This is a genomic window from Nocardia sp. CDC153, assembly GCF_035818515.1.
In the GTDB taxonomy this organism is placed as follows: domain Bacteria; phylum Actinomycetota; class Actinomycetes; order Mycobacteriales; family Mycobacteriaceae; genus Nocardia.
Genome location: NZ_JAYKYU010000001.1, coordinates 898,906 through 913,750, shown reverse-complemented (window position 1 = coordinate 913,750; position 14,845 = coordinate 898,906). Strand labels below are relative to the sequence as shown.

Genomic DNA, 14,845 nt, shown 5'->3' with positions numbered 1-14,845 from the left:
CGCGAACTCGGCCGCTGCGGGCGCGGCTCCCGGCCCGAATCGGCCGCACCTGCCGACACACCACGGGCCCCGCAGTCACTACGCTATGGCGCGACTCGGCCGCGCGCGGACACTTCCCGCGAGGACCATTTCGGCCGGGTGCGGGTGTCGGCGGAGGAGAGGCACAGGAGGGCCGCGATTGATGCTGTTCGGTGATCGTGTCGTGTGCAGCACCGGTGACCTGGTGACGGCGGCGCGCTGTGAGTTCGCGCTGCTGCGCGCGCTCGACGCCGAACTGGGACTGGTGACGCCGTTGGACGCCCCGTCCCCCGGCGCGCTCACCCGCACCCCCGACCCGGCCGTCGAACACCGCCTCGCCGATCTCCGCGACCGCCACGGCTCCGCCGTCACCCGCATTCACCTACCCCCACCCGCCCACCTCGCCCTCGGGCTGGCCGCACCGACCCCGCGCCCCCACGATCTCGCGGCGCGGCCGCAGGACCATGCGCCGCAGCCGAGCGGGGTTACGCCACGTGATGATGCGGCCGCGCTATCGGGCGGCTCGGGCGAATCGGGTTCGAACGCATCGGCGGCGGCACGGCAGGTCGCGGATCGCCGCGGACCGACCCCGGTGCTGGCCGAGGATCTGCGGGCGGAAGCGCTGGCCGGATTGCGGGCGGCGCATGAGGAGACGCTCGCGGCGTTGCGGTCGGATGCCGAAGCGGTGGCGGGGGCCGTCGCGTTCGACGGCGACTTCGTGGCTCGATGTGACTTCCTGGTGCGCGACCATTCGCCGGAGACGCACGACTACGTGGTGACCGGGGTGGCGGGTCGGCGGGATCGGATCGCGACGCTGCTGGGACTGGCGGCCATGGCGGAAGCGCTGCGGCGCAACGGGTTCCGGGCCGCGCCGCACGCGCGAATCTGGGAGGACGGGGTCGCGGTCGGGCATCCGCTGGCCGATATGGCGGTGGTGTACCAGGCGCGGCGGGCACGGTTGAACCTGATCGTGGACACCAAGCTCGGTGAGCTACTGCCGGTGCAGTGGGGCGACCGCCGGTTCCTGGCCTGCGGCCACTGCCCCACCTGCACCGCCGAACTCGAGGCCCGCCGCGACCTGCTGCTGGTGGCGGGCATGCGGCCGGCCACCCGGGCCCACCTGCGCGACGCGGGCATCACCACCCTGGACCGACTCGCCGTGGCCGACACGGTGGTCACCGGCATTCCGACCGCCACCCTGACCACCCTGCGCCTGCAGGCCGAAGTCCAAATCCTGCGCGAGCGCACCGATCGCCCCGTACACGGTCTCATCGACCCGGCCGCCCTCGCCGCCCTGCCCGCCCCCACCCGAGGCGACCTATTCGTCAGTGTCACCCCCGCCTGCGCCCCCGAGTCCGGCTTCCTCCGCTCCCCCTCCGGAATCGCCTGCGCCACCGGCGATCTCGTCGTCACCATCCGCTCGGCCACACATCCGGTCGGCCCCACCACCGCCCGCGCGCTCGAGCTCTCGGACACGCGCGCGGAGGACCTGGTCGGCACGCGCCCGACCGCTGCCGCCGAGGCCGCCGCTCACCCGGGTGCGATCAGCGAATCGGCCAGTGCCGCAGTCGAACAGCGCGCCCAGGACGCCGCGCACGCGGCGGTGACCACCGTGGATCCGGGGCCGGTGCCCGGGGTGAGCACGGTGGCGTTGGGGTTCGTGGCCGAGCCGGCCGCGCCGAAGGTGGAGCGGGTCTTCGTGATTCGGGTCGACGAGCGGGACGGGGTCGGCCGGGCAGCGCGGCGGCGCGATGACGCCGAGGAGCTGTTGGGGTTCCTCCAGGAGCGGCAGCGCGAGTGCAATGACTTGCGGATTCACCATTATCGGGGCGATCTGCGCGGGCTGCTGCACGCGATCGGCGAGCGGGATTCCGAGGGCGAGGATGTGGTGGCGGAATTGCTGCCCGCGCTCGTGGATCTGTACCCGATCGTGCGCGCGGCGCTGGTGGTCGGCGAGCGATCCTACGACCTGCATCAGCTGCCCCCGAATCAAGAGGAGTGCGAGAACGGGGCCGAAGCCGTACTGCGACTGCGGGATTGGCTGCTCGAGCTGGCCGACGAGCACCGGGTGGCCCCGGCGCGACGCTGGTCCTACGACTACGCCGAGACCGGACCGGACGACATCGAGGCCGCGCTGCGGGAATTCGCGGAGAGCGACGGCATCGAGCGCGGCGAGGCGCAGGAGGCGGCGGGGCTGACGGCCGCGGCCCTGGGCTATCACCGACGCGAACGGCGGCCGCTGCGCTGGGCGCACGATGACCGGCTCGACCACCCGGTGGCCGAATGGGCCGACACCGCAGGGGTTCTCGTCGCCGACTCCGGATCGGTGGACACCGACTGGCACAGCACCGGACAGCGCCCCATGCGGCGCTATCTGACCCTCACCGGACGCCTCGGCACCGGTAACGCACCGCCGCCGGGTACCCAGGTGCTCACCCTCTACGACCGGCCCGCGCCCGGCATGGCCGTCACCCCGGGCCTGCGCGCCACCGCCTGCGCCACCGTGCTCGGCTGCGCGCTGGACACGAATTTCGAAGACGTCGTGCGCGTGGTGGAGGAACTGCCGGAGGGCTGCGAGCCCTACGGTGAGCTGCCCACCGCCATCGCGCCCTGCCCGCCCGGCCACGACGTGCACCTGTCGGAAGCCTTGGAGGACACCGCGCATCAGCTGCTGGTCACCCTCCCCCAGGTGCCCGAGACGGCCGTCTTCGACATCCTCTGCCGCCGCCCGCCCCGCCTGCGCACGGGCGACGCGCTGCCCGAGGTGTTCGGCGATCACGCCGCCGCCGTCACCGCGGCCGTGCTGGATCTCGACAATTCCTATGCGGCCGTGCAGGGCCCGCCCGGCACCGGCAAGACCGACACCACCGCCCGCGCGGTGGAAAGGCTGGTGACCCGGTACAGGTGGCGGGTCGGCGTGGTGGCGCGCTCGCACCAGGTGGTCGAGCACGTGCTCGACGCCGTCGTCCAGGTGGGTGTGTTGCCGGAGCTGGTGGCCAAGGCCGATACCCGCTCGGTGGCGCCGGAATGGCTGCCCATCGAGGCCTCGCGCTATCCACGATTTCTCGACAATGCGGTGAACGGCTGTGTGGTGGGCGGACTTTCGAGCGACTTCACCGATCCCGAGCGCATTGCCCGCGACAGCCTGGATCTATTGGTCATCGTGGACGCCGGGAAGTTCCCGCTGGCCGAGGCGATCGCGGTGGCGGTGTCCGCGCGCAATCTGCTGCTGGTCGGCGATCCCGCGCCGCCGTCGGGGCGCGGGGCGCATCCCGAGCCCATCGCGCAGTCCGTGCTGGGCCGTCTGCTCGGCCCGCACCGCACGCTGCCCGCCGCCTACGGCTACTTCCTGGACCGCACCTGGCGCATGCACCCGCGCATGTGCGGCCCGGTGTCGCGGCTGCGCTACGACAACCGGCTGCGTTCCAATGAAACCGTCACCCTGGCACGGGAACTCGACGGCATTCCGCCCGGCGTGCGCACGGTGCCGGTGGAGCATCACGGCAACAGCACCGAATCCGCCGAGGAGGCACGCGAAATCGTGCGTCAGGTGCGCACGCTGCTCGGCTTGCCGTGGCACACCGGCGCGCTCACCCGCCGCCTGCACCCGCACGACATTCTGGTGGTCGCGCCCTACCACGCCCAGGTGGCGCGCATTCGAACCCTGTTGTCGCGGGCGCGCATCGAGGACGTCCTGGTCGGCACCCCCGACCACTTCCAGGGCCGCGAGGCCGCGGTGGTGCTGGTCTCCATGACCACCTCCGCCCCTGAGGACGCCCCGCACGGCATCGGCGCACTGCTCTCGCGCCACTGGCTCACCAGCGCGATCTCGCGCGCCATGTGGTCGGCCATCATCGTGCGCTCACCGCTGCTGACCGAATACCTCCCGGCGACCACGGCCGAACTCTCCGACCTGGCCGCGGTCCTCCAACTCGACCGGGTCTAGCACTCAGCCGAAGCTGTGCCCTTCGCCGCGGTAGGTGGGCACCGTCGTGCGGGTGCCGTCCTCGTCGACGAGATGCACTTCGTTGAACCGCTCGCACAGTTCACCGGCCTTGGCGTGCCGGAACCACACGCGATCGCCGATGGCCAGGCCGTCCGCACCCGTGAGCGGGGTCTGCACCTCGCCCGCGCCCTCGGTGCCGATGAGCTTCAAGCCCAAGGGCCACACCGGCTTCGGGACACGCGAGGCTCCCGCCGGACCGGAGGCGATGTAGCCGCCGGAGAAGACGGTGGCGATGCCCGGCGCGGGATGCCGCAGCACGGGCGTGGCGAAATACATGGACGGTCGCGGGGCGAGATTGCGGTAGCCGTCGAAAAGGGTCGGCAGATAGAGGCCGGAGCCGGCCGTCACCTCGGTGACGTCCGGATCGGAGATGCTGACCTCGATCGACCCGGTGCCGCCGCTATTGACGATCTCCAGCTCGCCGACCGCCGACCGCACCGCGTCCAGCACCCGGCGGCGGCGCTTGCCGATCTCGTCCGCCGAGAGCTTCTTCACCAGTCGCACAGCGGGATTGGTGTCGGGCAGACCCGCGATCTGCGCCTCGTAGGTCATGACGCCGACGACTCGGAAACCGCGCGAACGGGTTTCGGCGGCCAGCCGGGCCGCCTGCTCCGGGGTCCGAATCGGCGAGCGCCGCACACCCAGGTGCAGTGGCCCGATGCGCAGCGAGGCATCCACATCCAGACACACACGCGGAGCGATCTTTTCGCTGCCGACGGCCGCGCGAATCAGATCCAGCTGATCGGTGTCGTCGATCATCAGCGTGATGGAGTCCAACAGCAGCGGGTCGGCGGCCAGTTCGGCCAGCGCGTGCCGGTCGGCGGTGGGATAGCCCAGCAGCACATCGCGCGCGCCCTCCCGCACCAGCCAGATGGCTTCGCGCAGTGAGTAACCCATGATGCCCGCGAACCCGCCGGCGGCGGTCAGCTTGGGGCCCAGGACTTCTTCGAGCACCGCGCGGCAGCGCACGGATTTACTGGCCACCCGGATCGGCACGCCGCGGGCGCGGCTCACCAGGTCGGCGGCATTGGCGCGCAGGGCGGTCAGGCTGACCGCGGCCAGCGGCGGGTCCAGGTCGGCGGTGGCCGCGTGCAGCCCGCTGATCGGCGACGGATCGGTCACCAGATCATTCGACCACGAACTTGGTCAGGCGTCCAGCATTTGGCGCTCAGGGCAGGTCGACGGCCTTCGTGGACAGGTAGGACACCAGATCGTCGAGCACGACGAGCGAGATCTCGTCATCGCAGTCGGCGAGCCAGCGCAGCACCATGCCCTGGATGACGGCCAGCAGATAGGCGGCGATGGCGTCGACCGGCTCCAGCCACTGGGTGCCCGAGCGACGGGCACACAGGTCCAGGAAATCGGTGACATCGGCGTCCAGGTCCCGGAACATGGCCGTGGCCACCGGGTCCGGCACACACGCCGCCTGATTCTCCCAACGCGCCCGCAGCACGGCCAGGGTGGATTCATAGGCGCGCAGCTGACGGTCGGGCGAGGCTTTCAAGATCGGCCACAGCGTGCTGACACCGGCGTGCAGCAGGATGCGCAAGGCACGATTACCGGTGATGTCGAGCGACGCGGCCGTGCTTTCGATGGCCTCGGTCATGGCCGGACGAAGTCCGACCTGGGTGATTTCTCCACTTGCGCTCAACGACAACTCCCTTTGGCGAAAGAACTCGCGCGGGCGGCTCGCGACCGTGGGTCGCGACGCAGCTAGCGCGGTTCGCTCAACGGGTTGCGGATCGGCATTGATCTCCGGTCAGTACACCGGCGTACCCGTTCAACGGGTATCGATGGTACGTCGTTTTCTGGCTCGACAACCAGCTTTGATAGCCGATTCCGTACCGGAAGAATGTTTTGTTACCTAATCGGAACGGAGCTGCGATCCGATGGGAATGATCAAATTGAACGATCGCCTGGTAAAGCCGTTGATAGGACCAATCGGTATATTACGGACGCTTGTGCGGTGAAACATAGAACGTGTGCGCGAGCCCACACTCGCGACACGCATTCGCGCCCCGTTCACCGACCACGAATTCGCCGGTTCGATCGATCGCCGACACCGTGCCGATACCCGCTCACCGATAGCCTGACGGGGTGACTTCAGCGCGCCACGACCAATTCCTGATCTCCGGCACCTTCAATTTCCGCGACCTCGGCGGTGCCCGCACCCTCGACGGCCGGACCGTTCGCGAGGGCGTGCTCCTACGGTCGGCCCAGCTCAGTCGCCTGGACGAGGCCGGGCTGGGCACGCTCGCGGAACTGGGCGTCACCGATGTGCACGACCTGCGCGGGTTCGCGGAGATCGACTTCATCGGCCACGACGTGGTGCCGGACGGGGTTCGCCTGAAGGTCACCCCCTTCGACTCGCGCATGGGCGAGACCCCGCCGCACGAGGCGCGCCGCCACACCACCGCGTCGAGCCACATGCTCGAGGTGTACCGACTCTTCCCCGCGCTGCCCGAGGCGCACGTGGCGATCCGGTCGCTGGCCGAATCGGTGTTGACCGGCACCGCCCTGGTGCACTGCGCGGCGGGCAAGGACCGCACCGGCTGGGCCGTGGCCACCCTGCTGCGCACGGTCGACGTCACCGAGGAGGACGTCTACGCCGACTATCTGCTCAGCAATGACGCCGTCCCCACCCTGCGCGCCTTCATGACCGCGGACTCCGACGAGGAACTCTCCGACGACCTGCTCGGCGTCAAGCCCGAATACCTGGAGTCCGCGACCAATTCGATGAACGACATGTACGGCGGCCTCGCGGGCTACCTCGACGAAATCGGCATCACCCCGGGCCTGCGCGACGCACTGAAGGCCCGCCTGTTGCAGTGACCCAAGGCCCGCCTGTTGCGGTGATCAGTCGGCGGCGGCCTGGCGGACCAGGCCGTCCTCGTCGATGCTCACCTGGTTTCCGGTGTGGAACCAGCTGCCGGTGAAGCGGGATCGTGTGGTCTGGGGGTCTTTCCAATAGCCGGGGGTGATGTTGGGGCCGCGGCAGAGGAGTTCGCCGTGGCCGGTGTCGGCGCGAGGACCCCAGAGGGCGAGTTCGGTTCCGCCGAAGGCGAATCCGAGGGTGTCACAGGCGCTGCCGTCGCGGGCGGCGGTGTCGTCGCGGGCCAGGCCGATGCCGGAGGTCTCGGTCGCGCCCCACACCGACCACTGGCGCGCGGCCGGAAAGACTTCGCGCAGACCGGCGGTGACCGCGTCGGCGGTGGTCCGGTCGGCGGCGGCCAACTCCGCGCGGTGCCCGGCGCTGCACACCTGGCGCACCTGCTCCACGCGCAGCCCGGCCAGTTCGGGCAGCAGTCCGGCGAAGATGCGCGGCGTGGCCGAGACCATGTCGATGCGTTCGGCGACAAGGGCTTCCGGCACCGCGGACCGGTCGGGGGTGAGCACCACGGTGCCGCCGACCGCGAAGGTGGGCAGCAGCTGATCGACGCAGCCGCTGGCGTGCGCGAGCGGCAGCAGCACCAGATTGCGCAGGCCGTCGGTGGGCAGGTCCAGCGCGCCGACCACGGAATGGATTGCGGAGAGCAGGTTCTCGTTGGTCAGCTCCACCCCGCGCGGACCCGCGCCGGGGCCGAAGGTGGTGTAGCAGAGCAGCGCCAGCTCGCCGAGCGACGCGCCGTCGTCGATGAAGGCCGCGGCATCGGGCAGCGCCTCGCCGAAGCCCGCCGCGCGACCGCCGCCGTCCAGCACGAAGTCGGCGCAGGCGTCGCGAATCACGCGGTCCGCCACCGCGTCCGGGAGTCCGTCGTGCACCAGGACCGGGACCGCGCCGGACAGCAGCGCGCCCAGGAAGGCCTGCACCCAGCGCGCGCCGACGGGCATGCGCACCGCCACCCGGTCGCCGTAGCCGATGCCGTGCTCCTGCAGGCCGCCCGCGATGCGGGAGGCCGAGTACCAGAGTTCGCGGTAGGTGAGCCGGGGGCCGCCGATCTCCACCACGGCCTCGCGGGCGGCGAAGGTGTGCACCTGGATGTCGAGTAGCTCGGTGAGCGCCGGGGTGAGATTGCCGTAGCGCAGGATGCCGTCCGCGGCGCGCGCAAGGGGATTGTCGCGCCAGCTGTTTCGCGACAGCGGATATTCCACGAGTAACTGCGACATCGTCCCTCCGAGTGCCTCGTTCGCCCTGCCAGGCATGAGTGACTATATGATGCAGATCACAGCCATGGGCGGATTGTCGGCAAACGGATGTCAGGGTTTGACACGACGGAAACAGACGGCCGCCCGGTGAACCTTCTGTTCCCCCTGGCGAGCCTGCGGAAACGTCGTAATTGCGGTGCCTTTCGCAGAGCCACACCGAGTTTCCCCACCGAGCGGTCTCGGTATCCCCCCAATCTCACACCAGTGCAGGTCGGGGGCTTGACACGCCCGAAATACACCGACACACCCGGCCGCCCAAGGCGACCGAGCGGTCGACATCCGGGGTTGCCGCCTACTTGCCTGTGTACGTGGCCTTTCCGGGCCCGACCTCGAGGAAGCTCCGCACGGCGTTCCGCAGATCCTCGGTGCCGAAAAGTTGCCCGGACACCTCGGGGGTCACCGAATCCGCGTGCGCCACACCGCCGGAACGCCAGGCCCCGATGATCGCCTTGGTGGCGGCGTGCGCCCGGGTGGGGCCGTCGGCGAGCTTGGTCAACAGGGCCCGGGCCGCGGCGTCGACATCCTCGTGAACGGCGTTCACCACACCCCACTCGGCCATGGTGGCGGCGTCGTAGAGGTCGGCGGTCATGACGAACTCGCGGGCGCGGCCGGAGCCCGCGCGCTCGGCCAGCCGCTGCGGGCCGCCCATCGAGGGGGTCAGGCCGACCACGGTCTCCACCAGCCCGAACTTGGCCTTCGGGGCGGCCAGAATGATGTCGCAGGCCAGCGCCATCTCGAAAGCCGCGGTGAGGCACAGCGAATGGGCCGCGAAGACGACCGGGCAGGGCAGCGCCTCGAGCGGATGGATGATGCGCGCGAACAGCGTCTGCCACAGCTGCGCACCCTCCTCGACCGTCAACCCCTGGAAGGTGTGCACATCGACGCCGCCCGACACCAGCTTGCCGTCCGCACGCAGCAGCAGCGCCCGCGGCGGATTGGCCGTCAGCTCCTCGAGATCGGCCGAGAGCGCCTCCAGCAGAGCCTTGTCGAAGAGGTTGAGCGGCGGGTGGTCGATGGTGAGAATCGCCGCGTCCGCGCCGCCCGCGGTGACGATGCGTTCCAGGCGGGTGGGCTTCGAGTCAGTCATGAAAGCGAATGTATGCGCCCGCTCACTTTCGGTACAGACCGGGCATGGACGTTTTCTGACAGACTGGCCAGGTGACCACCTCGAAATCCGAGCCGGGCAGTTATGTGGAACCCGGCGAATTCAAGCGGGACACGAACTACATCCAGACGCGGATCACCGCGGACGGGCGGGACGGGTATCCCGTCGAGGCCGGGCGGTATCGGCTGGTGGCGGCGCGGGCCTGCCCGTGGGCCAATCGCACGCTCATCGTGCGCCGGCTGCTCGGGCTGGAGTCGGCGCTGTCGCTGGGGTTGTGCGGGCCCACCCACGACAAGCGCAGCTGGACCTTCGATCTGGATCCGGGCGAGGTGGATCCGGTGTTGGGCATTCACTTCCTGCGGGACGCGTATTTCAAGCACTTCCCGGACTATCCGCGCGGCATCACCGTGCCCGCCATCGTGGACGAGCGCGACGGCGCGGTGGTCACCAACGACTACGCTCAGATGACCCTGGACTTCTCCACCGAGTGGACCGAATTCCACCGACCCGGAGCACCGCGGCTGTATCCGGAAGACCTTCGCGCGGAGATAGATTCGGTGAATCGGCGGGTCTACACCGAGGTCAACAATGGCGTCTACCGCTGCGGTTTCGCCGGTGGGCAGCAGGCCTACGAGGCCGCCTACGATCGGCTCTTCGCGGCGCTGGACTGGCTCTCGGAGCGGCTGTCCACCCAGCGCTACCTGGTCGGCGACACCATCACCGAGGCCGACGTCCGCCTGTTCACCACCCTGGTCCGCTTCGACCCGGTGTATCACGGCCATTTCAAGTGCAACCGGGACAAGCTCACCGAACTACCCGTGCTGTGGGCCTACGCCCGAGACCTGTTCCAGACCCCGGGCTTCGGCGACACCGTCGACTTCGTGCAGATCAAGCAGCACTACTACATCGTCCACACCGACATAAACCCGACCCGCGTCGTCCCCAAGGGCCCGGAACTGGCCAACTGGCTGACCCCGCCCGGCCGAGAAGCCTTGGGCGGCAGCCCCTTCGGCAATGGCACCCCGCCGCCCCCGCCGCTCGAGGCCGAACGCGTCCCCGCGGGCCACGGCGCTGCCTGAGGATTTACACGGCGCGGCCCGTGGGCTATTCGCCCGTCACGCCCGGGTAGGTGCCGAAGCTCCAGTAGACGCCCTCCGGGTCGCGGCAGGTGAAACCTCGTGACTCGTAATCGGTTTCGTCGCGCAGTTCGCGAGTGATGTTCACTCCCGCGGCCTTCGCGCGGGCGTACAGGGCGTCGGGATCGTCGACGACGATGTAGGCGGAGCCGACGCCGGGTGGCTGGCATTCGAGCACCATGCCCTCGCGGACGCCGCCGAGCATGATGCCGCCGCCCCCGGGCCAGGCGAGTTCGGCGTGGTGGACCAGGTCGCCCTCGCCGTAACAGGCCTTGGTCTCGAAGCCGAAGGCCTGCTCCAGAAAGGTGATCGCGGCCTTGGCATCGCGATAGACGAAGGTCGGCCAGATGACCGTGCGGGTCGATACGGAGGTTGTCGATTCGCTCATGCGCCTAGCCTCCCGCCGGAGCGCCCTGTTGGTCTTGGACGAATGGGAACTCCTCGCGTTCCCGCCACACCGAGGGCGGCATGCCCGCCAGCTCGCGCCATTCCCGGGCCATGTGCGCCTGGTCGTAGTACCCGGCGGCCGCGGCCACCTCGGCCAGCGACGGCGCGGTCGGCTCGCGCAGCAGCCGGTGCGAGCGTTCGAAGCGGGCCACCCGCACGGCGTCCTTGGGGGTGATGCCGAACTCGGCGGCGAATCGATTGCCGAGATGCCGTCGGCTCCAGCCGATCTCGTCGGCGACGGCGGCCACCCGCACCCCCGGATCGGGGCCCGACAGCAGATTCCAGGCATGGGTCAGTTCGGGGTCCCAGGGCACGGGCGTCACCCGCCGCAGCAGGATCTCGTCGATGACGGCGAACCGCTGCGGCCAGGTCGAGGCCAGCGACAGCCGTTCCCGCAGTTCGATCGCCCGCGGACCGAGCACATCGGTCAGATCCACGATCCAGGAACCGAGGGCGGCGGCGGGCATGCCGAACAACGCGCGACAGCCCTGCGGCGTCAGGTCGAGCTGCACCCCATGCTGGAACCCGTTGTGCGCGATCACCGCCGGACGCACGGTGAGCCCGCTGGCCAGCATGTCCCAGGTGCCGCCCGCCTGATCGGGATGCGAGGACACCGGCACCTCGATCGGCTCGTCGATGGTGACGATCACCGTCAGCCCGACCCCCGGCATGCCGATGTGCTCCCCCGGCGCGAAACCGTGCAACAGGTAACCCTCGTACCCGTGCACATAGGGGCGCAGTCGCGGATCGGGAACCCCCGACGCGCCTTCCGACACGCCTGACACGCACCCCACCCTAGGCCGATCTCGCGCCACGCGGGACCCTCCCATCCGGAACCGGTCCATCTCGCGAATCGTTGTCGAGGTGCCATAGAGTTTCGGGTCGGAGGACCGCACGGAGAAGGGGTTGTCGATGTTCAAGGCCGGGCTCGAGAAGGCTGTCGTCTCCCTGCTCGACAATGGGTCGCAGGTGCAGGCTCCGGCCGTCACGAAATATGTCACCAAGCTGCGGGACGCGCATCCGGGCGAGTCGCCCGCGCAGATCATCGCGCGCATCGAGAAGCTGTATCTCACCACCGTCACCAGCTCGGGCACGGCGGTCGGCGCGACCGCGGCGGTGCCGGGCGTCGGGACGGTCGCCTCGCTGGCGGCCATGAGCGCCGAGACCGCGTTCTTCCTGGAGGCCTCGGCGGTGTTCACCCTCGCCGTGGCGGCCGTGCACGGGGTCGCGCCGGAAGACAAGGAGCGCCGCCGCGCACTGGTGCTGGCCGTGGTCCTCGGCGAGTCCGGTATGGAGATCGTGCAGAAGAGCGTCGGGCATTCGGCCAAGAACTGGGGCGGGCTGCTGGCCACCAAGATCCCGGGCATCAGCGCCATGAACGATTCCCTGCTCAAACGGTTCCTGGTGCAGTTCATCGCCAAACGCAGCGCGCTCATGGTCGGCAAGATCATTCCGGCCGGAATCGGCGCGGCCATCGGCGGATTCGGCAACCGGGCGCTGGGCCACGGTGTGATCGACAATGCCCGCAAGGCCTTCGGCGCGCCACCGCTGACCTGGCCGCAGCCGCTGGTCATCGATGCCGACCCGCTGCCCGCCGTGGAAGCGCCGAGCCCGGGCAAGCAGCCGTGACGCGGCCGCTGGCCTTCGCCGCGGGCGGGCTGACCAAGACCTTCGACACCGTGACCGCGGTCGACGATGTGAGCTTCGTGGTGCCCGCGGGCACCGTGGCCGCGCTGGTGGGTCCGCACGGGGCCGGGAAGTCGACCGTGCTGCGCATGCTGCTCGGACTGCTCACGCCCACCTCCGGCACCGCGAGCGTGGGCGGACCCGGGTCGGGGGCAAAGCCCGGACGGCAGGTCGTGGGAGCGATGCTGACCCCGCGCGGCCTCCATCCGGCACGGAAGGTGCGCGCGCAGCTGCGCGTGTTCGCCTCCGCCGCAGGGGTTTCCGATGCCCGCGTCGAGGAACTGCTGACGCTGGTCCGACTCACCGATGTCGCCGATCACCGCATCGGCGGCCTGACCGAGGGCATGCGGACCCGGCTGGCGCTGGCCGTCGCCCTGCTCGGCGATCCCCCGCTGCTGGTGCTCGACGATCCGACCGCCGGACTCGATGTGCGGGAAGCCGCCTGGCTCAACGACTTCCTACGTGGCCATGCCCGCCGCGGCGGCACCGTGCTGCTCACTTCCCGCACCCTGAGCACCGTGCTGCCCATCGCCGACGAGCTCATCGTCCTGGACCGCGGCGCCATCGCCTACCAGGGCAGCCCCGCCCGCCTGCGCCGCAGCCACCCGGATCGCCTGCTGGTCAAGGCCTCCAGCCCGATCGCCCTGGCCACCACCCTGGCCTCGCGCGGCTTCACCGACGCCGTCATGCGCCCCGACGGCCGACTGGCGATCGCGGAAGCCTCGCTCTCCCAACTGGAATCGGCCGCCTCCACCGCGCGCGTCCAGCTGACCGAGATCACCCAGGAACACATCCACCCCGACCAGGTCCTGGCCGCCCTCACCCACACCGGAGCCCCGAACCCGGGCTATCCGCCCTCGGCCGTCTACGGCACCTATCGTTGACGCCGTTGTCCCCCAGCCTGGTTCGACGAGAGGACGCTCGATGAAGCTCACGGTGCCGCCGGCGGTGGCGCGGGCCGCGAATTCCGAAGTGCGGAAGGTGACTTCGGTGCGGATCAACCGGGTGATCGGCGGCGGGGTCGTGCTCGCGGGCATCGCGGCGTTCGTGGCGCTGGGTATGGGTTTTCAGCCGGGCGGGGAGCACGAGGAGGGGTTCAGCACCGGGTCCGGCTGGGCCGCACTGCTGACCACCTGGGTGCTGGTGCTCACCGTGGCGGCGGCCGCCGCGTTCGGGGCGCTGGGGTCGGCCTCGGAGTTCCGGTACGGGTCGATGGCGATCGGTGCGCTGTTCACCGACCGCACCCTGCTGCTCGGATCGAAACTGGCGGTGGCGGGGGCCTTCTCGCTCGGCACCGTGCTGTTCATGGAGGTGCTCGGCGGGGCCGCCATGCGGATCGCGGGCGGCTCGCGGGTGCCCATGGACAGCGGATTCTTCGGCGTGCTCCTCGGCGTCCCGCTGGCGGCGCTGTGCTGGGCCGTGATCGGCACCGCGCTGGGCTTCGTGCTGCGCTCGCCCACCCAGGCGCTGGCCGCCGTGCTGGGCTGGGCGGTGCTGGAGCCGCTGATCTGGATCACCGCGCGCGCCATCGGAATCGGCGGGCTGGCGGCCGTGCTGCCGGTCGCCTCGACGGTCGGGGCGATCAGCGGCGGACGCTACGCCAAGAGCGCGCTCATCGCGCCCACCCCGGCCGCCATGGCCCTGCTGGTGCTGTGGACCGCCGCCGCGGGCGCGGCGGGCTGGTGGTTGTTCACCCGCCGCGATATCTGATCAGGCCCGGTCGAACACCCGCCGCCACACCTCGTGATCGGTGCGCGGGCCGCCCGGGGTGTCCGCGCCGTACTTCTCGATGAGCGCGGGCAGGTCCAGCGGGACGCTGGGCGCGGTCATGGCGGCGAGCTCGGCCTCCACCGCCGCGTCGGGAACCAGCCAGCAGACCTCGAATTCGATGCCGTCCGGATCGGCGGCGTAGAGCGCCTTGGTGGTGGCGTGATCCGACGCGCCGGTGAGCGCGCCCGCCGCGGTCAAAGCCGCACGCACACGCCGTAATTCGGCAAGCGTGTCCACCTCCCACGCCAGGTGGTAGAGACCGACCCGGCCGGTGCGGTGCGCGACCGACGGATCCGGCGACTGGAACAGCCCCAGATCGTGGTCGTTGGCCGACCCCGCCGCCTGCAGGAACACCGCGCCCGGGAAGCCGCCGGGCAGTCGCCGGAAGCCCAACACCTCGCTATAGAAGGTGGCGGAGCGCTCCACGTCGGAGACGAACAGGACGGCGTGATTGAGACGCTGAATCGGCATGCGTCCAGCCGACCACGCCCGTCCGCCCGGCACAAGGTGTCGTCCCATCCCGGCACACTG

Annotated in this window: 13 protein-coding genes; 6 read left to right on the top strand and 7 right to left on the bottom strand. The window is 70.3% G+C overall.

The genetic code is table 11. The features are described 5' to 3' along the window. Positions 1 to 181: 181 nt before the first annotated feature. Positions 182 to 3,964, top strand: coding sequence for a bifunctional RecB family nuclease/DEAD/DEAH box helicase (locus VMT65_RS04130; protein WP_326306564.1), 3,783 nt, complete (start codon positions 182 to 184; stop codon positions 3,962 to 3,964). 3 nt (positions 3,965 to 3,967) lie between these two features. Here the strand turns inward: VMT65_RS04130 and VMT65_RS04125 are convergent, their stop codons facing one another. Further along, positions 3,968 to 5,146 carry an amino acid deaminase/aldolase gene (locus VMT65_RS04125; RefSeq protein ID WP_326306563.1) on the bottom strand — a complete coding sequence of 393 codons (1,179 nt, stop codon included), beginning with the start codon at positions 5,144 to 5,146 and terminating at the stop codon, positions 3,968 to 3,970. 46 nt (positions 5,147 to 5,192) lie between these two features. Then, a complete protein-coding gene (locus VMT65_RS04120) occupies positions 5,193 to 5,675 on the bottom strand; it encodes a TetR family transcriptional regulator (protein WP_326306562.1) in 483 nt (160 codons plus the stop codon). Positions 5,676 to 6,121: 446 nt separating this feature from the next. On the opposite strand from VMT65_RS04120, the gene VMT65_RS04115 reads away from it, so the two are divergent. Continuing rightward, the gene (locus VMT65_RS04115; protein ID WP_326306561.1) at positions 6,122 to 6,856 is read left to right on the top strand and encodes a tyrosine-protein phosphatase; all 735 of its coding nucleotides are present in this window, start codon (positions 6,122 to 6,124) and stop codon (positions 6,854 to 6,856) included. A gap of 24 nt (positions 6,857 to 6,880) precedes the next feature. Here the strand turns inward: VMT65_RS04115 and VMT65_RS04110 are convergent, their stop codons facing one another. Then, complete coding sequence (locus tag VMT65_RS04110; protein ID WP_326306560.1) at positions 6,881 to 8,131, bottom strand: class I adenylate-forming enzyme family protein; 1,251 nt, start codon at positions 8,129 to 8,131, stop codon at positions 6,881 to 6,883. A 331-nt stretch (positions 8,132 to 8,462) separates the two neighbouring features. After that, on the bottom strand, positions 8,463 to 9,257 hold the full coding sequence (locus tag VMT65_RS04105; protein ID WP_326306559.1) for an enoyl-CoA hydratase/isomerase family protein: 795 nt from the start codon (positions 9,255 to 9,257) through the stop codon (positions 8,463 to 8,465). Between the two features lie 71 nt (positions 9,258 to 9,328). On the opposite strand from VMT65_RS04105, the gene VMT65_RS04100 reads away from it, so the two are divergent. Continuing rightward, on the top strand, positions 9,329 to 10,354 hold the full coding sequence (locus VMT65_RS04100; RefSeq protein ID WP_326306558.1) for a glutathione S-transferase family protein: 1,026 nt from the start codon (positions 9,329 to 9,331) through the stop codon (positions 10,352 to 10,354). 25 nt (positions 10,355 to 10,379) lie between these two features. On the opposite strand, the gene VMT65_RS04095 is transcribed toward VMT65_RS04100, so the two are convergent. Together VMT65_RS04095 and VMT65_RS04090 are read right to left on the bottom strand one after the other, a co-directional pair. After that, positions 10,380 to 10,799, bottom strand: a complete 420-nt coding sequence (locus VMT65_RS04095) for a VOC family protein (RefSeq protein WP_326306557.1) — start codon at positions 10,797 to 10,799, stop codon at positions 10,380 to 10,382. Positions 10,800 to 10,803: 4 nt separating this feature from the next. Then, positions 10,804 to 11,643: an AraC family transcriptional regulator gene (locus tag VMT65_RS04090; protein ID WP_326306556.1), complete on the bottom strand. Its 840-nt coding sequence runs from the start codon at positions 11,641 to 11,643 to the stop codon at positions 10,804 to 10,806. A 127-nt stretch (positions 11,644 to 11,770) separates the two neighbouring features. Here VMT65_RS04090 and VMT65_RS04085 point away from each other — a divergent pair, with 127 nt between their 5' ends. The 3 genes from VMT65_RS04085 to VMT65_RS04075 are packed head-to-tail and all read left to right on the top strand — an operon-like array spanning position 11,771 to position 14,254. Then, positions 11,771 to 12,487 carry a hypothetical protein gene (locus VMT65_RS04085; RefSeq protein ID WP_326306555.1) on the top strand — a complete coding sequence of 239 codons (717 nt, stop codon included), beginning with the start codon at positions 11,771 to 11,773 and terminating at the stop codon, positions 12,485 to 12,487. Then, on the top strand, positions 12,484 to 13,428 hold the full coding sequence (locus tag VMT65_RS04080) for an ABC transporter ATP-binding protein (protein WP_326306554.1): 945 nt from the start codon (positions 12,484 to 12,486) through the stop codon (positions 13,426 to 13,428). Before VMT65_RS04085 ends, VMT65_RS04080 begins: the two co-directional genes overlap by 4 nt. A gap of 40 nt (positions 13,429 to 13,468) precedes the next feature. After that, positions 13,469 to 14,254 carry an ABC transporter permease gene (locus VMT65_RS04075; RefSeq protein ID WP_326306553.1) on the top strand — a complete coding sequence of 262 codons (786 nt, stop codon included), beginning with the start codon at positions 13,469 to 13,471 and terminating at the stop codon, positions 14,252 to 14,254. On the opposite strand, the gene VMT65_RS04070 is transcribed toward VMT65_RS04075, so the two are convergent. Beyond that, a complete protein-coding gene (locus VMT65_RS04070; protein WP_326306552.1) occupies positions 14,255 to 14,785 on the bottom strand; it encodes a VOC family protein in 531 nt (176 codons plus the stop codon). Positions 14,786 to 14,845: the final 60 nt, after the last annotated feature.